Raw genomic sequence first — 21,622 nt, 5'->3', positions numbered from 1 at the left:
ACTTGAGGGGAGAGGATTGTCAGTGCCCGGCGCCGACCATGCCCGGCGCCAGCATGCTTACCTGGGGCATGGCCCGAGATCCTCCGTCACGGGCAGGCACTCGGCGAGCAGGTCGACGACGTCGCGCCAGGCTCGCCGCGCGTGCCGTGGGTGGTAGCCGACGCCGGGGACGATGGGGTGGTCGACCGGCGGGTGGTGGAAGGCGTGCAGGGCGCCGCCGTAGACCGTGAGGCGCCAGTCGACGCCCGCGGCCTGCATCTCGGCGGTGAACGCGTTCCGTTGCGCGGGCGGCATGATCGGGTCTTCCGATCCGACCCCGGCCCACACCGGGCAGCGAATGCGCGCCGCCTCGCCCGGTCGGCCCGTGGTCAGTGCGTTGACTGTCCCGATCGCGCGCAGGCTGACGCCGTCGCGCCCGAGTTCCAGCCCGACGGCGCCCCCGGTGCCGTAGCCGACGACGGCGATCCGGTCGGGGTCGGTCCGGGGTTCGGTGCGCAACACGTCGAGCGCCGCATGGCCGATGACGCGCATCCGGTCGGGATCAGCGAGCAGCGGCAGGCAGCGGGCCAGCATCTCCTCGGGGTCGCCCAGATAGCGCCCGCCGTGAAGGTCGAAGGCCAGCGTTGTATATCCCAGTTCGGCGAGGGCATCGGCCCGGCGGCGCTCGACGTCGCTGAGGCCCATCCCCTCCGGTCCGAGCAGCACCGCGGGCCGGCGGTCGACACCGGCCGGGAGCGCGAGGTGCCCGATCATCGTCAGACCGTCGGCCGGATACTCGACCGTACGCGTCGTAATCGTCGCCATGAGACTGGACTGTAGTGATCGTCGAGCCTGGTTCGGCCGGTGTTCTGCCGCTGGCAGATCAGCGCGGGTATCCCTCTGGCATACGGCGAGGGCTCACGAGAACCCCGACCCGGAGATGCATAAAGGATTCATATAGTGCCAATGCTTCAGGCGTGAGTCGCCGAGACGCCGCGCACGGCGCTTCCGATGCCATCGGGTCAGCCCTCTACGGTCTGGCCACCAGGGCCGTGAGACGCCTTCCCCGCGACATGAGTCTGACGTCCGCCGCCACCTTGGCCACCCTGGACAAGACCGGCCCGCGACGGATCACCGATCTGGCGGTGGCCGGGGGCGTCACCCAGCCCGCGATGACCGTCCTGGTCCGGGTGATGGAGGAATCCGGGCTGGTCGAGCGGAAGGGCGATCCGTCCGACAAGCGGGTCAGGCTGGTGTGCCTGACCGGGGCCGGCGCGTCGTACGTCCGGACGCGACGCCAGGCGGGCGTCGACGCGTACGCGCGATTGATCGACGGACACGTCTGCTGGTCCCCGCCCTGATGTCCACCGCCCTGGTCGTGGCGGCGGTCGCCAGCCTCGGGACGCCGCTCATCATCAGCGTGGCGACCACGTTCCACGTCTCCCTCGACAGCGCGCAGTGGACGCTGACGATCCGATCACAGCCCCGGTCGGTGTGCCGGGTTCGGGCCGGTCGAGTCGAACGGAAGACTGAGGATCGAAGCTGTCCGACTTCGATGCCGTCTCCGGCTCGCTGACCCACAGCGCGCCGACCATGGATCTGAACATGCTTCTGAGCATCAATTCCGAACACAGGAGGTAACCGTGGCCAAGGGCTATTGGGTCAGCGCCTACCGCACCATCGCGGACCCCGAGAAGCTGGCTGCCTACAACGAGCTGGCTGCTCCGGCCGTCAAGGCCGCGGGCGGGCGGCCGCTCGCCCGCGGCGGCCGGATCGTCGCACACGACGCCGGAATCGCCGAGCGCACCGTCCTGATCGAGTTCGACAGCTTCGAGCAGGCCGTCGCGGCGCACGAGAGCGCGGCCTACCAGGAGGCGCTGACCGCACTTGCCGACGGCGTCGAGCGCGACTTCCGCATCATCGAAGGCCTCGACTGACGACCGAGGCTGCGTCGGCGACGAAGACGAAGCCGACTGCGGGGAAACACCCCGTCCGCCGGTACGACTTCAGCATCACCACCAACGACACTGAACGGAAAGGGTGATGACCGACGGGCGCTCAGGCTTCAAGATCATCTCGTTGCCCCTTTGGCGCGTATCTGGGTCACAGCCCGTCCAACTCCCTTGCCCGGGTGGCCAGTGCGGTGACGACGGCGGCTGATGTGGTGCGCGGGTCGTCGGGAATCCGGACGTCGATTTCGGCGCGCCGGGCGAGTGCGACCGCCGTTGCCACGAACCCCTCGGAGAGCGCGAGGATCACGGAGTGCGCTGTACGGCGATGACGGGCGACCAGGGCGCGTACGAACTCCGCGTATACGGCCGGATCGACCTCGAGTGTGTCGGGGTCGCCCCAGTACTTGCCCTGGCCGATTCCCGAGGGCAGGTTCAACTCCGCCTCGAAGAGCTCGAGTTGTCGTAGAAAGAGGCGTCCCGCGCCGTTCGACGGGTTCCAGAGCGTCTCGTCGCCGATGTCGAAGTACATGCTCATCGTCGGTTCCCCCTGATCGACGGCCCCGGCACAGAGTAGGAGATCGGGGAACGGTCGGCACTTGGGTATGTCGGTGGTCACCGCGTTGCGCTCTTTGCGATGGGCGCCCGTTCTTCGCGTGAACAGGCGTCCATCGCGGGTGAGTTACCCCTGTGTCGCGAACGACAGGGTGCCGGAGGCTGTCGTATCGCCGTCCTGGGTGACCTGGAAGGCCCAGCCGTCCTCGGCCGGTCCGCATTCGACATGGACGGGGGAGTTCCACTCGGTGAAGCGCAGGGCCCGCATGTGGCAGCCGCTCAGTCGGCCGGGGGAGGCCCCCGCCAGGCAGGCCGCCTGTCGGGCCGCCTCCAGCAGGACCATGCCGGGTACGTGGTCGCTGGGGTGGTCGAAGAACCGTGGGTGGCGCAGGTCCGCGGGCGCCACCAGCAGAGCTCCGGAAGGGTCGCGGACGAGCATCACGTCGCCGGGGGACGGGACCCACACCTCGGTGGGCGAAGGGCGCCGGTGCACGTCGTCCGGAACGGGGCCGGCGGCGGCGTTCGGGCCGCGGAACGTCTCGTACTCCTCCTCGGACAGGACCCGGACGCGTCCGAAGGCCGAGCCGAACTCACGCCCGGCGGCGGAGAGTTGGATCCGTACGCTCAGCGCGACCGGCCACGGCACGTCGTCAGCGCGGCGCACGTCGAACACCTCGGCCCGGCACAGCACATCGGTGGCGCCGTAACCCACCACCGGCTCCGTGTCGTTGTCGAGCCGGAACCCGACGCTCCTGATGACGGGTCTGCTCGTGCTCGGGGCGCCGAGAAAGCGCTGGCAGATGTAGAGGCCGACCTGGCGAATGGTCTCGGCGGCCAGTATCGGATCGTGCCGTTCGTCGCAACCGGAACCGGAACTGGACCCGGGACCGCCACCGGCACCAGTACGGGACGTGGCGTACGAGCGCGGCCACTGGGCGGCGAGGAGGAACTGGTCGTCGCCCAGTGCCCGGGCGTCGGTGAGCAGGACTTCGGCGACCGCTCTGCGGTGCACGAGGGTCCGGGACACACAGCTGTCCCAGTTCAGCGTCAGATGTTCCGGGGTGGCTTCGGGCGGTGCGAGAGAGCGTGAGTCGGTCATAAAATAATAGAAGCTATGGTTCTCCGGCATACGTGCGGGAAACGTCGGCCTGTCGGCTAGATTCACCGGAAAAGACGATCCGGCACGCAGGACAGGGGCGACCGAGAAAATGCAGGAACGTGCGGAAGTCACCCGGCGGGCTGTTCTGGCGACGGCCGCGGTGCTGTTCGAACAGCACGGGTACGTCGGTACGAGCATCAGCGATGTGGCGCGTACGAGCGGGTACACCAGCGGCGCGATCTATTTCCATTTCGGCAGTAAAGAAGGGCTGGCCCGGGGCGTTCTGGAAGCCCATTTCGCCGAATGGCCGCGCTATGTGGAGCACTGGGAATCCCGGAATGCCCCGGTTCTCGACCGACTGGTGGGGTTGAGTCTCGCCGTGGCCCGGGAATTCCGGGACAACGTGATCGTCCGCGCCGGCAACAGACTCTGGAGCGAGCGCAGATCCATCCCCGTGTCCCTGCCCCGGCCCTTCGTGGGGTGGATCGACGCGGCTGCCCGCATGCTGGCCGCCGCCACGGAAGCGGGTGAACTCGCCCCCGGCATCGATGCCGAGCGCGCCGCGCGGGTCCTCGTCTCCAGCTTCTTCGGCACGCACACCGTCTCCGACGCACTGGACGACCGCCGCAACATCGAGGACGCGGTGACCGACCTGTGGATTCTGCTGCTGCCCGGGCTCCAGGCGGCGCCGGTCGATCCGGCGAAGTGTCTGGAGGGGGCCCGGAAGCTCCTTGCGGGTACTCCGGGGCAGCCTGCGGCTAGCGCCTGATCACCAGATCACCGGAATCCGGTGAGGATCGCTCACCTGTCCCGCGACAAACCTGGGTGCGTGCCAACGCACAGGAACGGCAAGGGACTTCGGCAATGCCGGGCAAGCCTGGCAACGCCCGGCAAGGAGGCGGTCTCATGAGCGAGCGCGTAGCAGTGGTGGTCGGTGCGGGCGGTGACCTGGGTCTTGCCACGGCGCTGCTGCTCGCGGACGCCGGGTTCACGGTGACGGCGGTCGACCGCACGGAGAAGGCGCTGGACGCAGTGCCCGACGGCATCCGGCGGGAAGAGGGCGACGCGACCGACCCCACCGTGGCCAGGAACGTCATCGACCGGATCGCCACCGAGTCCGGACCTCCCGAGGTGCTGGTGAACACCCTCGGTGTGTTCCGCCCGGGAGAGGCGCTCGCCGCGACCCCCGAGGACCTGCGGCTCATGATGGACGTCAACCTCGGCGCCGCGCTGTGGCTGAGCCAGGCCGTGGCGCCGTACATGCGCGGGCGCGGCGGAGGCGCCATCGTGCACGTGTCCGCGCGGCCGGCCAGCGAGCCGACCCTCGGCGTGGCCGCCTACAGCCTCAGCAAGGCGGCACTCAATCACCTCGTCCGCGTTCTCGACCTGGAGCTGCGCCCGCACGGCATCCGTGTGAACGCGGTGGCGCCGCAGCTCCTCGACACGGCCAAGAACCGGGCGATGCTCCCTCCGGAGGCGCTCGCGCACGCCGTACCGCCGGAGACGATCGCGAACGTCATCGCGTTTCTCGTCGGCGACCTCGCGACGAACATCAGCGGCGCGATCGTGCCGGCCCACGGCGTGTAGCCGGGCAGGTCCGACGCCCCCACCTCGATCCACGCCACCGTCACCCGTACCTCACCACTGTCCGAGGGGATCCACCATGTCATCGACGAACCGCCGCTCGTTCCTCGCCCGAAGCGCGGTGCTGGCGGCCGTTCCGACGGTTGCCGCGCTGGCCGACGGCGCGCTCGCCGGCCAGGCCTCCGCCGCCACTCCCACGCTGCCCGACTACGCGCCGATCCCGCCGTCCGCGCTCGGTCCCGCCGTCAACGCGCAGGGCTACCACATCGGTCGGGTCACGAAGAACCTGTACTGGGTGACCGACGGCACCTACCAGGCGGCCTTCCTGACGACCCGTGAGGGTGTCGTGCTGTTCGACGCGCCGCCCACCATCGAGCACAACCTCCAGCGCGCCATCGACGAGATAGCCGCCGCCAACGGTGTCTCCAACAGAGTGACCCACCTGATCTACTCCCACCACCACGCCGACCACCTCGGAGCGTCGTCGCTGTTCGGCCGGCATGTGACCCGGATCGGCCACGCCGAGAACCGGCGGCTCCTGGCCCGCGACAACGACCCGACCCGGCCGCTGCCCGACGTGACGTTCGAGAAGCGCTACACGCTGCGCGTGGGCGGCGAGCGCGTCGACCTGGCGTGGCGCGGCACCAACCACTCGCCCGACAACATCTACATCCACCTGCCGGACCACGACACGCTCATGCTGGTCGACGTCAACCTGCCCGGCTGGGTCCCCTTCGACAGCTTCAACCTGAACGAGGACGTGCCCGCCTCCATAGCCGCCCCGGCCAAGTCCCTGACGTATCCGTGGAAGCACTACATCGGCGGCCACATGGGCCGGCTCGGCACCCGCCAGGACATGGTCGTCTACCAGCAGTACGTGAACGACATCGTCGAGAACGTCAAGAAGGCGCTGGCGACGATCGACCCCACGCCGTACTTCGTCAAGTACGGCGACAACGCCTGGGCCGCGGTCAAGGAGTACCAGGCCGCCCAAGTCGCCTACGCCGCCGACCCGGTCATCAAGAAGTACACCGGCGTCCTGGCCGCCGCCGACGTCTACACGGCCAGCACGACGTTCATCGTCCTCGAGTCGCTCCGCCTCGACCTCGGCCTGGGTTCGCAGGTCCACGCCTGATCAAAGTCCGGCGCGGGCAAGGGAGTTGAACCCACCCGGATCAGCCGGTCGCGCCCACGAGGAGCTCGTAGAAGATCGGCTCGCCGGTCGTCGTCACCCGGTGCTGGAACCGTGTGCGTTCCAGCACCGAGAGGCGTCCCTCGGCCACCAGCCGTTCGACCGCGACGCCGAACCCGTCCGGATCGGATACGTCCATCCACCGCTCGCTGATCGTGAAGGCCACGGGAGTGCCGGACGGCAGCACCGCGAGCGCGTTGTCGAGGGCCCGAGGCGTGGCGTGCGTGCCGCCGAACGCCCCCGCCGACACCCCCCCCGAGCGCGTACGGGAGCAGAGCCTCACGGAGCGCGTCGGGACGCAGGAAGTCGCCGACCACGTAGTCGGCGTAGAGACCCGGCCGGTCGCGCAGACTCGCCTCGCGCGCGGCCGGCAGCGCGTCGACCCCGACGACCCGAGCCACGCCACCACGTCGGGGGAGCGACGGTCTGTTTCCCGTGGGAATGATCAGAGCGCTCGGTTACGCTGACCGCGTGCCTGATGGACATCGCGCGCCCCCCGCCCCACGGGCCGCAGCGGGTTCGGGCCGGGGGCGACCTGGGCTCATCGACCGCCGTGACCTGGTCACCGTCCTGGACCGCGCGGCCGAGAAGCAGGTGACGCTGGTGTCCGCGCCCGCCGGCAGCGGAAAGACCTCGCTGCTGCGCACCTGGGCGGACCGGCCGGACCGGAGCCGCCGTATCGCCTTCATGTCCGTACGGCCGGGCCAGTGGGACGCGCAGTTGTTCTGGCTCGCGCTGCTGGACGAGGTCCGCGCGGCGGCCGGCGCCGAGGGTGCCGCGGAGCCGTCGGCCGTGACGCCCGGTTTCGACGGCGACGCCGTCATGGGCAAGGTGCTGTCCGAGATCACGGCGTCCCCGAAGCCCTTCTTCCTCGTCATCGACGATCTGCACGAGCTCGGTTCCGCAGCGGCCGTCGAGCAGTTGGGGACACTGCTGAGCTGTCTTCCCCCGGGCGCCCACGCGATCGTGGCCACCCGCCGTGACCCGGCGCTGCGTCTGCACAAGCTGCGGCTGGACGGCGAACTGGCCGAGATCCGCGCCGCGCACCTGCGCTTCACCGAGGCCGAGACCCGCGAGCTGCTGGCCGCCGCCAAGATCGTGCTGTCCGACGACGTGGCCGGTCTCCTGCACCGGCGCACCGAGGGCTGGGCGGCCGGGCTGCGGCTCGCCGTGCTCTCCCTGGCCGGGCATTCCGATCCGGAACGGTTCGTCGCCGAGTTCTCCGGCAGCCACCGTACGGTCGCCGAATACCTGCTGGCCGAGATGCTGGAGCGGCAGCCGCCCGACGTACAGCGGCTGCTCCTGCGCACCTCGCTGCTCGACCGGGTCAACGGCGAACTGGCGGACCTCCTCACGGGCGCGACCGGCTCGGAACGCATCCTGCTGGAACTGGAGGACGCCAACGCGTTCGTCGTGGCGCTCGATCCCGGCCGGACCTGGTTCCGCTACCACCACATGTTCGCCGACCTGCTCCGGCTGGAACTGCGCCGCACACTCCCCGGGGACATCCCGGAACTGCACCGGCCGGCCGCCCGCTGGTTCGCCGAACACGGCCAGGCCGCCGACGCCGTACGGCATCTGCAGGCCGCCGGCGACTGGACCGAGGCGGCCCGGCTGCTCGCCGATCACACCGTCAGCCTCACCCTGGACGGACAGGCCGGAACGGTCGTGGCGCTGCTGCACGCCTTCCCGGCCCGCACCGGAGAGGAACCCCCGGAGCTGGCCCTCGTGCACGCCAACGCCGAGCTGCACCAGCACCGCCTCGACGAGGCCCAGGCACACCTCGAACTCGTCAGGGCGTACGCCGACACGACGGCACCCGACCACCGGCAGCGGCTGCGGATGGCGATCGCGTGCCTGGACCTGTTACTGGCCCGGCTGCGCGGGCACTTCGACGCCGTGTTCGAGCAGGCCGACGCACTGCCGTCCCCCACCACCGGCCGGTCCACCACGGAGATCGCGCTCGCCGGTGACCTACGAGCCCTCGCCCTCCTCAACCTGGGCGTCAGCGAGGCCTGGTCGCTGCGGCTCGACGCCAGCGAACGCCACCTGCTGGAGGGCGCCGCGCTCGCCCAGGACATCGACCGCCCCTATCTGGAGGTCGCCTGCCGCGCCCACCTGGGCTTCGCCTCCGGCAACCGTTCCTTCACCCTGGTCAGGCAGCGCTGCGAGCAGGCTCTGGCGCTGGCCGACCGGTACGGCTGGGGCGCCGAGGCGGTCATCGTCCCCGCGCAGGTGTCCTTCGCCGGGACGCTGATCTGCGCGGGCGATTTCGACCAGGGGGAACAGTGGCTGGAGCGCGCCCGGCACGCCACCCGGTCCGAGGGCGAGCCCGGTGTCCGGCTGCTGGTGCATCTGATGTCCGCGATGCTTCTCGCGGCGCGCGGTCGACACCGCGACGCCCTGGCCGAGTTGACCGCCGCCGAGCAGGTGCAGACACACATGAGAGGCGAGCACGGGCTCTGGTCCCAGGTGACCGCCTGGACGGTGGCCACCCAGGCCCGCCTCGGCATGGTCGAGCAGGCGTGGGCCACCCTCGCCGCCCTCGACGAACGGCGGGCCGCCACCGGCGAGATCCGCGCCGCCGCCGCGGTGGTCCGCCTCGCCGAGCGGGACCCCATGGCCGCCCGCCGCGAGCTCGGGCCGGTCCTCGACGGCACCGCCCCCGTCAACTCCTTCCTCACCCCGATCGAGGCCCGACTCCTGGACGCGCTCGCCTGCCGCGACCTCGGCGACGAGCACGCGACGGCGACCGCCGTGGAACAGGCGCTGCACCTCGCCGAACCGGACCGGATGATCCTGCCCTTCGCGATGACCGGCGCCTGGGAACTGCTGGAGAACCTCCAACAGCGCACCTCGCACGCCGCGTTGGTCTCCGACATCCTCGACGTCGTCCGCGGAAACACCCCGGCCGGACCGGACCGCCCGGCCACGGAACCGGCCGAACACCTCAGCCCGAGCGAACTGCGCGTCCTGCGCTACCTCCCGACGAACCTCACCCGCCCCGAGATCGCCACCGAACTGTCCGTGTCCCTCAACACCGTCAACACCCACATCCGCCGGATCTACGCCAAGCTCGGCGCCGGCGACCGCTCCGCGGCGGTACAACGCGGCCGTGAGCTGCGCCTCCTGTCGAACGGCCGCGGCTGAGGGCCGCACGATCACCGGATTCCGGCGACGCGGCCTCACCTGTCCGCCCCCGACCATGGGTCCAAGTCCCCTCCACCCGCGGCCTGTTCGCCAACACCGTGCGCAACAGGAGGAGTTCGTCATGGCCGACGTACCCGCGACCGCCGATGTCGTGGTCGTCGGCGGAGGTTCCGCCGGCGCGGTCCTCGCGGCCCGCCTCAGCCAGGACCCCGCGCGCACGGTCCTGTTGCTCGAAGCCGGGCACGTCTACGCCGCCGACGCCTACCCGGCCGCCCTGCTCGACGCCGACCGGATCGCCGACCCGGAACACGACTGGGGCCACACCTCACGCGGCACCGACCGGGGCAGTTGACCCCGGATGCTCAGTCCGCCAGGCCCTGCCGGGCGGAGCGTTTGCGCCGGGCGTCGAGCACGGTGTCGGCGACCGGCACCACGATCCAGCACAGGTACGCCCAGTGCGTGACGAGCGAGACCGGGATCGAGAGCAGGAAGCCCAGCGCCACCATGCCGATGCGCCGGATGGACCGGGTGAAGACCTCGGGCGGGGTGCTGACGCGGTGGAGGCCGTCGCGGCGGACCTCGCGGACCATCAGGATGAACAGGAGACAGGACGCGAACTGTACGGCGGCGTAGAAGACGAACCGGGCCTGGAACGCTCCCTCGCCGCCGATCACGTCCGTCGCGAACGGGGTGATCACCAGTGTGAGCAGCCAGTACATGGTCAGCGACGTCAAGCGGCTGTTGGTCGCCGTGACATAGCGGAACACCCGGTGGTGCGAGCGCCAGTGCGCGGCGATCACCACGAAACTGATCATGAACGCCAGATAGCTCTCACGGTGTGACGTGGCCGAGTGCCACAGCTCGGAGTTGGTCGACCCCTCCGGCACCGGCAGTTCCAGCGCCAGCAGTGTGAGCGCGATGGCGACCACCGCGTCCCCGAAGAACGTGAGCCGGTCGCCGGAGACGGCCCGGATCTCCATGTCCTCGTCCTCGGACGGCAGTTGTCGATCAGTCGAGACATCCATGGCAGCAGAGAATGCCACACGTGGTGGGAGTGGTACTGCTGGTCCTACCCAGACGGCTGGCTACCGGCGTGTGCGGAAGCGGATCATGGGACGGACAGTGCACGGCCCCGACCGGAGACCGCTGATCGCGCAGAACGGAACGCCACATGACCATGGCCTACCTCGCACAGCCCGAGCAGCAGCAGAAGCTCGAATGGCTCGACGGCGGCGAGTTCGCCGTCCTCCTGGACGCGGCGGCCACCGGCGGCCAGTTGACCGTGGGACGGTTCTCCGTCGCCAAGGGCGAGGCACCGCCGTACCACAAGCACACCCGTGAGGACGAGGTCTTCATGCTCATCAAGGGGAGTGCGCTGCTGTGGTGCGACGACGAGGAGATGGAGCTGTCGGAGGGCGGCATCGTCTTCCTGCCGCGGAACGTGCCGCACGGTTACCGGATCACCTCCGACACGGCCGACCTGCTGATGATCTGCACGCCCGGCGGCATCGAGGGCATGTTCCGGCACGCGGGACGTGACCTCACGACCCCGCGCCCCGAGGGCTTCGAGATCTCGCGGGACATCATGGCCGAGGCCGCCGACCTGTACGGCCAGGTCATCGTCGGCCCGCCCCGCTGACCGACGCCCGCTCGACCGCTCCACCGCATCGACCGGAACCACGAAAGGCATCACCATGTCCCGGCAACAGCGCCAGGCCCTCCTCGAGATGCTGCGGCACGGCCCGCTCGACCTCGGCGGGGACGTCGTCGAACAGCGCGCCCTCTTCCACGACATGATGACGTCCATCCCGCTGCCGCCCGACGTCTCGACCACCGAGGGCGAACTGGGCGGCGTACCGGTCGTCATCGTCGAGACGCCGGCGACCGACCCGGCGACCGTCCTGCTCTACCTGCACGGTGGCGCGTACGTCATCGGCTCCGCTGCCGACGCGGCGGGGCTGGCCGGCGAGGTCTCCCGGCGCACCGGTGCGCGCGCGGTCTGCGTCGACTACCGGCTGGCGCCCGAGCACCCGTTCCCCGCCGCGGTCGACGACGCCCTCGCCGTGTACCGGGCCCTGCTGGACGACGGCGTGCCCAGTTCCGCCATCGCCTTCGTCGGTGAGTCCGCGGGCGGCGGGCTCGTCGCCGCGACGCTGGTCGCCGCCAAGGACGCGGGCCTGCCCCAGCCCGCCTCGGCCGCGGTCTTCTCCCCGTGGGCCGACCTGAGCGTGTCCGGCGACAGCGCGAAGAGCAAGGCCGACGTCGACGCCTCCCTCACCCCGGAAGGCCTGCGCGCCCGGGCCCGCGACTACCTCGGCGACACGGACCCCACCGACCCGCACGCCAGCCCCGTCTTCGCCGAACTGACCGGCCTCGCGCCCCTGTTCATCCAGGTCGGCTCCTACGAGATCCTCCTGGACGACGCCGTACGCCTGGCCGCGCGCGCCGCCGAGCACGACGTCCACGTCGAACTGCAGGTCTGGCCCCAAGTACCGCACGTCTTCCAGGCGTTCGCCGCGATGCTCGACGAGGGCGCCGCCGCGCTCGACGCCGCGGGCGCGTTCATCCGGGCCCGGTGGGCCGACGGGGACGCGGCCGAAGGGGACGCGTCCGGCGAGTAAAGACTCCGCCGACCGGCGGGTGAACAGCCGTGTGCGGCACGCCAGTTGAACGACAATGTGCTCCATGGCTACGACGAACCACTTCGGCATCGCTCTGCGGGGGTGGCGCGAGCGGGTGTCGCCGCAGGACAGCGGGCTGGAGGCGGGCGGGGACCGGCGTATCCCCGGGCTGCGCCGGGAGGAACTGGCCGGGCTGGCCGGCCTGTCCGTCGACTACGTGGTCCGGCTGGAGCAGGGCCGCGCCCGCAACCCCTCGGTCCAGGTGGTCACCGCGCTGGCCAGGGCGCTGCGGCTCCAACCGTCCGAGCGCGACCATCTGTTCCGCTGCGCGCACCTCGCGCCGCCCTCGGCCGGGAACGTGTCCCTGCACGTGCCCGCGAGAGTGCACCGGCTGGTGGGTCAACTGGCGGGAAACCCAACCGCGGTGTTCGCCGCCGACTGGACCCTCGTCAGCTGGAACGACATGTGGTCCGAGGTGATCGGCGATCCCCGCACGTACGGCTGGGGCGAGCGCAATCTCGTGGCCGGCATGTTCCGGCCGAGGGGCGCACTGGGCCGGGCACCGATCGCGGCCTGGCCGGTCCGGTCCTGGGCGGGCGACGAGGTCGAGGAGGAGGACCTCGTCGCCGACCTGCGGGTGACGGCCGCCGCCCATCCCCATGACGCGCGGCTCGCCGCCCTCGTCGACCGCATGCTGCACGACAGCCCGCGCTTCGCCCACCTGTGGTCCAACGGCACCGCGCGCACCCATGTCGGCGACCGCAAGACCGTCGAACACCCCCGGGTGGGCGACCTCGACCTCGATCTCGACGTCGTGATGGCCGCCGGCACCGACCTCAGGATCGTCACGTACACGGCGGCCGCCGGGACGACCGACGCGGAGAAGCTGGACACCCTGCGGGCCGCCTGTCCGCAGCAGGCCCACGCCATGTCACGTACGGGCGGTCCGAGTTGAGGGGTGCGGATGAACCGGTTGCTCCGGTTTGTTACGCTCCCCAGGCCTCCCGCGGGGGAAGTCCGGTGAGAGTCCGGCGCTGACCCGCAACGGTGTGCGTGGCGACCCCTGGTCGTCGCGCGAGTCCGATCGCCCGTGGGTGGTGCGACCCGTTGACTGCTCGCCGTGGACTGCGAGAGGGGACCGAGCGGCCTCCACGGTCGTCCGGGGCTGTCTCCTCGATCGAGGCTCACCAGGCGGCCCCAGGTGAAGGACCGCCCGCCGTGCGCCGAATACCCTTGCCGCCCTTGCTCCTCGGGCTGGTCCTCCTGCTCTTTGTGTCGCTGTTGTGCGGGGTCGGGCTCGGGGCCGCCGGGATCGGCACGGCGGACATGTTCCGGTTCCTGTGGGCCGGAGTCACCGGCGGGACCGTGCACGCCACCGACGCCGCCGCCTACACCATCGTCTGGGAGATCCGGCTGCCGCGCGTCGTGCTCGCGGCCGTCGTCGGGGCGGGACTCTCGTCCGTCGGCGTCGCCGTACAGGCCATGGTCCGCAACGCGCTCGCCGATCCCTTCGTGCTGGGCATCTCCTCGGGCGCCGCGGTGGGCGCCAACGCCGTCATCCTGCTGGGCGCGTTCGCGGGTCTGGGGGTGTGGGCGCTGTCGGTGTCGGCGTTCGCCTCGGCACTCGCGGCCATGGTCCTGGTGTACGCCGTGGCCCGCTCGCCGCAAGGCCTCACCCCGCTGCGGCTGATCCTGACGGGCACCGCGCTGGCGTACGGCTTCGAAGCCGTCACCACCGTGATGGTGTTCGGCGCGGCCCGGGGCGAGGCGGCCCGTTCCGCGATGATGTGGCTGCTGGGCAGCCTGGGCGGGGCGACCTGGGCGCAGGTGCCGCTGGCCGCCGGCACCGTGGCGGCTGGCTGGGCCTGGCTGCGCCGGCGGGCGGAGTCGCTCGACGCCCTCGCCATGGGCGACGAGACCTCCGCCGCGCTCGGCGTCCAACCGGGCCGACTGCGCCGGGAGTTGTTCCTCGTCACCGCCGCCGTCACGGGGACCGTGGTCGCGGTCAGCGGGGCCATCGGCTTCGTCGGGCTGATGGTGCCGCACCTCGTACGGATGCTCGTCGGCGCCGATCACCGCAGGGTCCTCGCGGTCGCACCGCTCGCCGGAGCGGTGCTCCTGGTCTGGGCGGACGTGCTGTCCCGGCTGCTGCTGGCGCCGGCCGAACTGCCGGTCGGCGTGATCACCGCCGTCGTGGGAGTGCCCGCTTTCCTGCTGCTGATGCGGCGTGGCGGCTATGCGTTCGGGGGGCGTTGATGCGACTCGACATCGAGGGACTGTCCGTCGACGCGGGCGCGACGCGGCTGGTGCACGACATCCGGCTCGTCGTGGACAGCGGGGCCTTCGTCGGGCTCGTCGGCCCCAACGGCAGCGGAAAATCGACCCTGTTGAGGTGTGTGTACCGGGCGCTGCGACCGGCCGAGGGCGTTATCCGGGTCGACGGCGACGACGTGCACACCATGGAACCGCGCGCCGTCGCACGGAAGTTGGCCGCGCTGCCGCAGGAGTCGTCCGCCGAGTTCGACTTCACCGTCGCCGAAGTGGTCGCCATGGGACGGTTCCCGCACCGGGACCGGACGGCCGCGTCGGACCGGGAGATCTGCGCCGCAGCCATGGCACGCACCGGCGTCACCCACCTTGCCGACCGCGGATTCCTCGCCCTGTCCGGCGGTGAACGCCAACGCGTCCTGATCGCCCGCGCACTCGCCCAACAACCCCGGGTCCTGGTCCTCGACGAACCCACCAACCACCTGGACATCGGGCACCAGTTGGACGTGCTCTCCCTGGTGCGCGGCAGCGGCCCGACCGTTCTTGCGGCCCTGCACGACCTCAACCTCGCCGCCGCCCACTGCGACCTGCTGTACGTGATCGCCGGCGGCCGGATCGTCGCGTCGGGACCACCCCACGACGTGCTCCAACCCGCCCTGCTCGCCGAGGTGTTCGGGGTCCGCGCCCACCCGGTACGACACCCCGAGACCGGCGCCCTCCAGCTCCTGTTCGACCTGCTCCCGCCCACCCCGTAAGGACAACCGCCCCCATGCGCAAGCTGCTTGCCGCCGCCCTCTGCCTCGCCGCGACCGCCACCGCCGGCTGCGGCGCCACGGTCGAGACCTCGCCGCAGGACGCCAAGTCGTCCGCCGCCGTCACCCTCACCAACTGCGGTCAGCGGGTGACGTACAGGACGGTCCCGAAGCGCGTCGTCACCAACGACGTCGGCATCACCGAGCTGATGTTCGCGCTCGGACTGGAGAACCGCATGGCCGGGTTCGCCATGCCCGACGACAAGGGCGACCTGACCGACGTGCCCTGGAAGGACGGCTACGAGAAGGTGAAGTGGCTGTCCAAGGACCAACTCACCAAGGAGAACGTCCTCGACGCCCGCGCCGACCTGGTCTTCGCCGGCTGGAACTACGGTTTCCGCGACGACAGCGGCTTCACCCCCGACGCCCTCAAGAAGCTCGGCATCCCCTCGTACATCCTCACCGAGTCCTGCCGCAACGGCCGCACCGACACCTCACGCGGCATCATGCCGCCCCTGGACGCCCTCTACGCCGACCTCACCAACCTCGGAAAGCTCTTCGGCGTCGAGAAGCGCGCGGCCACACTGATCGCCGACTTCAAGAAGCAGACAGCCACCGTCCACAGCAATGCCCCCGCGAAGAGCCCCAAGGTCTTCCTCTACGACAGCGGCCAGGACGCCCCGTTCACCTCCGGCCGCTATGCCGCCCCCGACCAGATCATCAGCGAGGCCGGCGGTGTCAACGTCATGCACGACGTCAACGACTCCTGGACCACGGTCGGTTGGGAGACCGTCGTGCAACGCGACCCCGACGTCATCGTGATCTGTAACTACGGCGACGTCAGCGCCGAACAGAAGAAGAAGTTCCTCCTCTCCTACGCCCCACTGCGCAACGTCTCCGCCGTCAAGCACCGCCGGATCTTCGTCCTCGACTACGTCGACCTCGTCGAGAGCCCCCGCAACCCGTCGGCCATCGCCCGCCTCGGCGCGTATCTGCGGACCGTGGCCGCGACGCAGACCGCCAACTAGAGGCTGTCTCAAGGGGGTTGGGCACGCTCAGCCCCTGGAAGTCTCTAAGACCCGCCCGCGCGCACCTGGTCGTAGCGGCCCAGGAAACGGAACGCGCCGTCCCTGACCCGGTACAGGAAGGCGCCGTTCTCCGGGTTCAGCGCGTGGGTGGTGCCCTGGACGAAACGGATCGGCTTGGCCACGCCGTCGTACGAGGTGTGGAAGAGGCGCTCGGCGACCTGCGCGGGCTCGATCGAGGTGGTGGTCCCGAGCGCGTCCAGGGCTCGGGCGATCAGGCCCACGGCGTCGTACGCCTCGGCGGACCACCGGCCGGGCGGCTCGCCGTTGCGTGCCCGGTAGGCCGCGGTGAACGCCTTCGCCGCCGGGGTGCCGGCCGACTGTGCCTCGGTGTACGGCGCTTCGAAGACCCAGCCCTCGGCAGCTTCCCCCGCCGCGTTGAGGAAGTCGGCGCGCATGACGGGCTCGAAGCCGGTCACCGGTCCCGTGAACCGTGCCGTGGCCAAGGCGCGGGCGCAGGCCGCCGCACGGAGCGGTGACGTGCCGCCGTAGACCACGGCCTGCGGACGGGTGGCGAGCGCCTTGGCCACGGCGGGGCCGAAGTCGTCCCTGTTCGCGGCGATTTGGTGGACGGTGACGGTGCCACCGCTGGGCGGTGTCTCGACCAGGTTCCGGCTGATGTCGACGGCCGTCTCGCCCGCCGCGCCGTCCTGGATGATCGCCGTGCGACTGCTGGGGCGGGTCCTGGTCAGGTAGAAGAGGATCGGCAGGGTCTGTGAGGTGTCGGACGCCCTGGTCGTACAGAGCGTGCGCAGGGACGTGGTGGACAGTCCGGCGGCGTCGTCGGCGACCGACACCAGGACCACCGGCATGGACGCGGCCGAGTAGAGCGGGGCGGCGGCGCGGGCACCGGCCGTGGTGCTCGGGCCGATGACCGCGCTGACGGAGGGTTGGGCGAGCACCCGGCGGGCCGCGTCCCGCGCTCGGGTCGCGTCGCCTCCGTCGTCGAAGGAGGAGAGGGCGAGGCGGTAGGTGACGTTCTTGCGGGCGTTGTGGGCGGCGACCGCTAGCAGCGCGCCCCGCTTCTGCGCCTGGCCCAGCGTCTTCTGAGTGCCCGTCAGGTCGGCGTGGAGGGCGAGAGTGTGGGTGGGGACGTCGTGGCGTGAGCCGCCCGTCGCCGTGTGTCCTCGGGCGAGCAGGACGGCCGCGCCGGTGCCGGACGCGGCGAGCACGGCGGCTGCCGAGCCGCCGACGGCCAGGATGCGGCGGCGTGAAATCCCTTGTGGCGTGCGTGTGTTGAGCGGCTCGGGGACGGACGGTCCTGCCGTGCGGGGCGGTGGGTCGAGGGCGCGGGCGGAGCGCTCGGCGACCAGCCGTAGGACGGCGGGCGGCAGCCATTCGGTTGGCGACGGTGGGCCGTCGGCCGGGTGCTTCTCGTCCGTCAGCGCGGAGTGGAGCGCCGCTGCCGTCGGCCGTAGCGCGGGGTCCTTGGCGAGGCAGCCGTCGATCACCGTCCGCAGAGGCGGCGGGAGTTGGGCGAGGCCGGTGGGGTCCGGGGCTTCGTGCACGGTGCGGTAGAGGACCGCGGGTGGCTCGCCGGTGCCGAAGGGGCGTCGGCCGGTGGCCGCGTACGCCAGCACGCAGCCGAGGGAGAACAGGTCGCTGGCGGGGCCGACCTCGCCGCCCCGGGTCAGGGCCTGCTCGGGGGAGAGGTAGCCGGGGGTGCCGATGACCGCGTCGGGAGCGGTGAGCGCGGTCGCGCCGGCGCCCTTGGCGATGCCGAAGTCGATGAGCCGGGGGCCGTCCGGGACCAGCAGGATGTTGCCGGGCTTGACGTCCCGGTGCACCAGGTCCACGGCGTGCAACTCGCGCAGCGCCAGGGCGAGTCGGGCGCCGAGCGCGACGACCGTGTCGGCGGGCAGCGGGCCGAGGCCGTCCACCGCCTCGGCCAGCGACGGGCCGGGGACGAAAGCGGTGGCCAGCCACGGTTCACGCGCCTCGGTGTCCGCGGCCGTCACCGCGACCACCCAGCGGCCGGTGAGCCCGGTGGCCAGCCGCACCTCGCGCCGGAACCGGGCGCGGAACGCGGGGTCGGCCGCGTACTCGGCGCGGATCACCTTCAGCGCGACCGGAGTCCCGTCGGTGGTGCGGGCCAGATAGACCACGCCCATACCGCCCACGCCGAGCCGCGCGAGCAGCCGGTGTCCGCCCAGGGTCTCCGGGTCCTCGGCCCGCAATGCCTGCATGGTGTGGCTCCTGTTGACGCTCCGCGTTGGCCTCCCTGCTGGTCAGGAAGCGGTGACTCCCACCGGACCGGCGTAGACGAAGCGCCCGTCCCTGACCTCGTAGTGCTGTACCTGCCGGGTGATGAGCTGGTGGTCGGCGTCGAACGCGTAGGTGGCGACCAGCCCCTTGAACCTGGCCTTGGCGAGCGCGTCGGCGAGCTGGGTGCGAGTGGGACGCCGCTTGGCGGTCCCGGCGAATGCGGTGAGCCGGTCGGCCAGCAGGCGGGTGACGTCGTAGGCCTCGGCCGCCCAGTCGCCCGGCGCGGCGCCGTACCGTTTCCGATAGGCGGTGGCGAACGACCGTACGGCCGCGGCGCCCGGGTCGATGTACGGAGCCAGGACCTGCCAGCCCTCGCTCGCCGGGCCCGCCGCCGAGAGGAACGCGGGCGTCGCCGAGGAGACGTCCAGGAACCGCGGGCCGGTGAAGTCCCGTGCTGCCAGGGCCCGGGCGAGCGGGGCGGCACGTTCGGGAGTACCGGTGTAGTAGAAGCTGTCGACGCCGTGGGCGAGCATGTCGGCGACGACGGTCGACACGTCCGGTGCGAGAGCGGGGACGACCCTGGCGTACAGCGCCATGCCGACCGCGCCCGTCGCGCTGTGGACGACGTTGACGGACTCCATGCCGGTGATCCCGCCCGCGCGGTCGACCAGCAGTCCCGGTCGGCGTGACCTGTGGGTGGCCAGCGCGGTGACGGTGGCGAACGCGGAGTACGCGGCCAGCGGGGCGGCCCGGAAGTAGCTTCTCGGCTTGGCGAGGAGGGCCGACTGGACTGCGGAGACCGAGAGTTCGGACACGGTCACCAGAGGCAGCTTGGCGCTCTCGTACACCTCTACGGCACTCTGCGCCGAGGCGTAACCGGTGGGGCCGAGCACGGCGAACACATTGCGGTCGCCGGTGAGTTGACGGGCCACCGCCTGGGCCCGGGCCGGCTCGCCCCGGTCGTCCACGATCCGCAGGGTGAGCGGAAACGCCTTGTCCTTGCGGGAGTTGAACTGCTCGACGGCCAGTCGCGCGGCCCGCGCCTGTGCGGTCCCCGCCGCCTTCAGCGGGCCGCTCAGATCGGCCTGCACCCCGATGGTCCAGGCGCGCCCGGTGACCGAACTCGCCGGTGTCTTCCCGCCGTTGTCCCGCAGGGCCGCCCACAGCGCCGTGCCACCACCGGCCGCGAGCAGTGCCGTACCGCCCGCGGCGAGGGCCAGTACCCGACGACGGCCCGGGCCCGCGACCTCCGGTGCGCCGGAGATCTCGGTCGGTTCGATTCCGGGAAGGGCCAGCATCTCCGCCGACCGGTCGGCGACCATCCGGACCACCGGATCCGGCAGCCAGCCGATCGAACCGGTCGGCGCGTCCTCCACCAACTCCGCGTCCAGCGCGCTCAGTTGGGGTCGATCCTCGGGTTCCTTGGCGAGACAGCGTGCCAACAGGTCCCGCAGCTCGACATCCTCGACCCCCTCCAGTTCCGGCGCGTCGTGCACGGTCCGGTACAGCAACGCGTCCGCCGTGCCACTGCCGAAGGGCAGGCGCCCGGTCGCCGTGTACGCCAGCACACAGCCCAGCGAGAACACATCGCTCGCCGGACCCACCGGCAACGCCCTTGCCTGCTCGGGGGAGAGGAAGCCAGGCGTGCCCACCACCATGCTGTCCGAGGTCAACTCCGTCTCCCCGGCGGCCGTGGGCCGGGCGATACCGAAGTCGATCAGCCGCGGTCCGTCCAGCGCGAGCAGCACATTGCCCGGCTTCACGTCCCGGTGCACCAGCCCCGCCTGGTGTACGGCCTCCAGGGCCCGCGCCAACACCTTGCCCAGCACGCGTACCACCCGGGCGGGCAAGGGCCCGCACTCCAGCACCGCCTCGGCCAGCGACGGCCCCGGCACGAACGCGGTCGCCAGCCAGGGCGCCGGGCCCTCCGTGTCGGCGCCCAGCACGGGCACCACCCACGGGCTGTCCACCCCGCGTGCGGACTCCGCCTCACGCCGGAACCGGGCCCGGAACTCCGCCTGTTGGGCGAACTCGGGCTGGATCACCTTCACCGCGGCGAGTTCCCCGGCCGCACCGCGCGCCAGGTAGACCACACCCATGCCGCCCGCGCCGAGCCGCCCGAGCAGCCGGTAACCGCCGAGCCGCGACGGATCGTTGGGAAGGAGCCGCTCCATCACGACCCGCCCTTCGTGGCCGACACGGAGGGGCTCGCCCCACCGGCGGTGCTTCCGATCTCCTCCTGCACCCGCAGCAGCATCCTCGGAAGTACCTCCGCCACAAGGGAGTTGAGCTCCTCCTGGCTACGACCGCGCCCGCCGCACACGGACGTACCGGCCACCACCGAGCCCAGTACCGCCTGCTGCCACCAGTACGGGTACGGGCCCCCGTGTGTGTCGCTGACGCACTGTCCGGTCTCCAGCAGCAGATCGTCGCCGCTGGTGTTGCCGCCCTCGCCCCGGGCGAACGACAGCGACTGGAGCCCGGTCAGGCGCTCACCCGGCCGCTGTGTCTGCTCCGTGCAGTCGAGGTCCTCCTCCAGCATCCGGGCCTGTTCCCACGACGCGTCCAACGCGGCGCGGTGCACGGTGACCGTGGCCGACAGCCGCACGGCTCCCTTCGCGCCGGCGGCCGGCACCTGGAAGTGCCGGGTCAGCGTGGCCAGCGCGTCCCCGGGTAACGGCTCCAGCCGCCACAGACAGTCGTCACCCAGCACGGCCCACTGCGCGGGATCGCTCTCGTACGGCGTCGCCCGTGTCACGCCGGTCCCGAACAACTCCGGCCCGGAGATGACCTGTTCGATCAGCGCCCGGGCCTGCGCGGCGGTCTTCGGCTCCTTGCCCGGATCGGCCTCCGGGGTCGCCGACGCGGAAGACCGGGAGCCGGCGGTGGGGGTGCCGCCCCGAGACGCCCCCGACATCGTCGGTGGCGGCGACGCGGAACCACCACCCCCCGTGCACCCCAGCACCAGCGCCCCGCAGGCCGCCACCACCCCGCCGACACGCACCGCTCTGGCATACGCCACGACGTCGCCCCCTCTACGGCCTGTCGTGCGGCCGAATCCATGCCAGTACCGATGCGCTCGGTCGGGGGACGGTTCCCGGCCCTCCGCTTCTGTTTCCGGTTTCGCACAGGATTCGTACGGACACGTCGATCGTAGTGTCGGACTCCTCAACTCCCGCTGTG

Annotated in this window: 20 protein-coding genes, 1 pseudogene and 1 riboswitch; of the genes and pseudogenes, 13 read left to right on the top strand and 8 right to left on the bottom strand. The window is 71.4% G+C overall.

Annotated elements, in window-relative coordinates:
• Window positions 1-57 precede the first annotated feature (57 nt).
• On the bottom strand, window positions 58-804 hold the full coding sequence (locus ACIRRY_RS28345) for a dienelactone hydrolase family protein (protein ID WP_403977688.1): 747 nt from the start codon (window positions 802-804) through the stop codon (window positions 58-60).
• Window positions 805-1,052: 248 nt separating this feature from the next.
• On the opposite strand from ACIRRY_RS28345, the pseudogene ACIRRY_RS28340 reads away from it, so the two are divergent.
• Window positions 1,053-1,310, top strand: a pseudogene (locus ACIRRY_RS28340) (MarR family winged helix-turn-helix transcriptional regulator); the annotation flags it as partial.
• Window positions 1,311-1,622: 312 nt separating this feature from the next.
• Complete coding sequence (locus ACIRRY_RS28335; protein WP_403977686.1) at window positions 1,623-1,916, top strand: DUF1330 domain-containing protein; 294 nt, start codon at window positions 1,623-1,625, stop codon at window positions 1,914-1,916.
• A gap of 166 nt (window positions 1,917-2,082) precedes the next feature.
• Here the strand turns inward: ACIRRY_RS28335 and ACIRRY_RS28330 are convergent, their stop codons facing one another.
• Both ACIRRY_RS28330 and ACIRRY_RS28325 read right to left on the bottom strand, forming a co-directional pair.
• On the bottom strand, window positions 2,083-2,466 hold the full coding sequence (locus tag ACIRRY_RS28330) for a DUF6086 family protein (RefSeq protein WP_403977684.1): 384 nt from the start codon (window positions 2,464-2,466) through the stop codon (window positions 2,083-2,085).
• Between the two features lie 144 nt (window positions 2,467-2,610).
• Window positions 2,611-3,582, bottom strand: a complete 972-nt coding sequence (locus ACIRRY_RS28325) for a ScbA/BarX family gamma-butyrolactone biosynthesis protein (protein ID WP_403977682.1) — start codon at window positions 3,580-3,582, stop codon at window positions 2,611-2,613.
• Between the two features lie 109 nt (window positions 3,583-3,691).
• On the opposite strand from ACIRRY_RS28325, the gene ACIRRY_RS28320 reads away from it, so the two are divergent.
• The 3 genes from ACIRRY_RS28320 (at window position 3,692) to ACIRRY_RS28310 (ending at window position 6,301) form a co-directional block, all read left to right on the top strand.
• The gene (locus tag ACIRRY_RS28320; protein WP_403977680.1) at window positions 3,692-4,351 is read left to right on the top strand and encodes a ScbR family autoregulator-binding transcription factor; all 660 of its coding nucleotides are present in this window, start codon (window positions 3,692-3,694) and stop codon (window positions 4,349-4,351) included.
• A gap of 137 nt (window positions 4,352-4,488) precedes the next feature.
• A complete protein-coding gene (locus tag ACIRRY_RS28315) occupies window positions 4,489-5,169 on the top strand; it encodes an SDR family NAD(P)-dependent oxidoreductase (RefSeq protein ID WP_403977678.1) in 681 nt (226 codons plus the stop codon).
• 76 nt (window positions 5,170-5,245) lie between these two features.
• A complete protein-coding gene (locus ACIRRY_RS28310; RefSeq protein ID WP_403977676.1) occupies window positions 5,246-6,301 on the top strand; it encodes an MBL fold metallo-hydrolase in 1,056 nt (351 codons plus the stop codon).
• A gap of 40 nt (window positions 6,302-6,341) precedes the next feature.
• On the opposite strand, the gene ACIRRY_RS28305 is transcribed toward ACIRRY_RS28310, so the two are convergent.
• Window positions 6,342-6,608, bottom strand: a complete 267-nt coding sequence (locus ACIRRY_RS28305; protein WP_403977674.1) for a hypothetical protein — start codon at window positions 6,606-6,608, stop codon at window positions 6,342-6,344.
• A 221-nt stretch (window positions 6,609-6,829) separates the two neighbouring features.
• On the opposite strand from ACIRRY_RS28305, the gene ACIRRY_RS28300 reads away from it, so the two are divergent.
• Complete coding sequence (locus ACIRRY_RS28300; protein ID WP_403977672.1) at window positions 6,830-9,508, top strand: LuxR C-terminal-related transcriptional regulator; 2,679 nt, start codon at window positions 6,830-6,832, stop codon at window positions 9,506-9,508.
• A 121-nt stretch (window positions 9,509-9,629) separates the two neighbouring features.
• On the top strand, window positions 9,630-9,860 hold the full coding sequence (locus tag ACIRRY_RS28295) for an NAD(P)-binding protein (RefSeq protein ID WP_403977670.1): 231 nt from the start codon (window positions 9,630-9,632) through the stop codon (window positions 9,858-9,860).
• A gap of 10 nt (window positions 9,861-9,870) precedes the next feature.
• Here ACIRRY_RS28295 and ACIRRY_RS28290 read toward each other — a convergent pair whose 3' ends face one another.
• Entirely contained in the window at window positions 9,871-10,533 is a 663-nt protein-coding gene (locus ACIRRY_RS28290) for a TMEM175 family protein (protein ID WP_403977668.1), read from the bottom strand.
• Between the two features lie 146 nt (window positions 10,534-10,679).
• On the opposite strand from ACIRRY_RS28290, the gene ACIRRY_RS28285 reads away from it, so the two are divergent.
• From ACIRRY_RS28285 to ACIRRY_RS28260, 6 genes are all read left to right on the top strand, one after another.
• On the top strand, window positions 10,680-11,147 hold the full coding sequence (locus ACIRRY_RS28285) for a cupin domain-containing protein (RefSeq protein WP_403977666.1): 468 nt from the start codon (window positions 10,680-10,682) through the stop codon (window positions 11,145-11,147).
• Between the two features lie 55 nt (window positions 11,148-11,202).
• A complete protein-coding gene (locus tag ACIRRY_RS28280; protein ID WP_403977664.1) occupies window positions 11,203-12,129 on the top strand; it encodes an alpha/beta hydrolase in 927 nt (308 codons plus the stop codon).
• A 64-nt stretch (window positions 12,130-12,193) separates the two neighbouring features.
• Complete coding sequence (locus ACIRRY_RS28275; protein WP_403977662.1) at window positions 12,194-13,084, top strand: helix-turn-helix transcriptional regulator; 891 nt, start codon at window positions 12,194-12,196, stop codon at window positions 13,082-13,084.
• 54 nt (window positions 13,085-13,138) lie between these two features.
• Window positions 13,139-13,219, top strand: a riboswitch (cobalamin riboswitch).
• Window positions 13,220-13,347: 128 nt separating this feature from the next.
• Entirely contained in the window at window positions 13,348-14,385 is a 1,038-nt protein-coding gene (locus ACIRRY_RS28270) for a FecCD family ABC transporter permease (RefSeq protein ID WP_403977660.1), read from the top strand.
• Window positions 14,385-15,152 carry an ABC transporter ATP-binding protein gene (locus ACIRRY_RS28265; RefSeq protein WP_403977658.1) on the top strand — a complete coding sequence of 256 codons (768 nt, stop codon included), beginning with the start codon at window positions 14,385-14,387 and terminating at the stop codon, window positions 15,150-15,152. Before ACIRRY_RS28270 ends, ACIRRY_RS28265 begins: the two co-directional genes overlap by 1 nt.
• 14 nt (window positions 15,153-15,166) lie before the next feature.
• Window positions 15,167-16,177, top strand: coding sequence for an ABC transporter substrate-binding protein (locus ACIRRY_RS28260; protein WP_403977656.1), 1,011 nt, complete (start codon window positions 15,167-15,169; stop codon window positions 16,175-16,177).
• Window positions 16,178-16,221: 44 nt separating this feature from the next.
• Here the strand turns inward: ACIRRY_RS28260 and ACIRRY_RS28255 are convergent, their stop codons facing one another.
• The 3 genes from ACIRRY_RS28255 to ACIRRY_RS28245 are packed head-to-tail and all read right to left on the bottom strand — an operon-like array spanning window position 16,222 to window position 21,461.
• Complete coding sequence (locus ACIRRY_RS28255; RefSeq protein ID WP_403977654.1) at window positions 16,222-18,420, bottom strand: bifunctional serine/threonine-protein kinase/ABC transporter substrate-binding protein; 2,199 nt, start codon at window positions 18,418-18,420, stop codon at window positions 16,222-16,224.
• A 42-nt stretch (window positions 18,421-18,462) separates the two neighbouring features.
• A complete protein-coding gene (locus ACIRRY_RS28250) occupies window positions 18,463-20,613 on the bottom strand; it encodes a bifunctional serine/threonine-protein kinase/ABC transporter substrate-binding protein (RefSeq protein ID WP_403977652.1) in 2,151 nt (716 codons plus the stop codon).
• On the bottom strand, window positions 20,613-21,461 hold the full coding sequence (locus ACIRRY_RS28245; RefSeq protein ID WP_403977650.1) for a hypothetical protein: 849 nt from the start codon (window positions 21,459-21,461) through the stop codon (window positions 20,613-20,615). The genes ACIRRY_RS28250 and ACIRRY_RS28245 overlap by 1 nt, the downstream gene beginning before the upstream one ends.
• Between the last annotated feature and the right edge of the window lie 161 nt (window positions 21,462-21,622).

The sequence above is a fragment of the Streptomyces sp. NPDC101776 genome, from assembly GCF_044766845.1.
In the GTDB taxonomy this organism is placed as follows: Bacteria; Actinomycetota; Actinomycetes; order Streptomycetales; family Streptomycetaceae; genus Streptomyces.
This window is presented reverse-complemented; position numbering and strand designations above follow the sequence as displayed.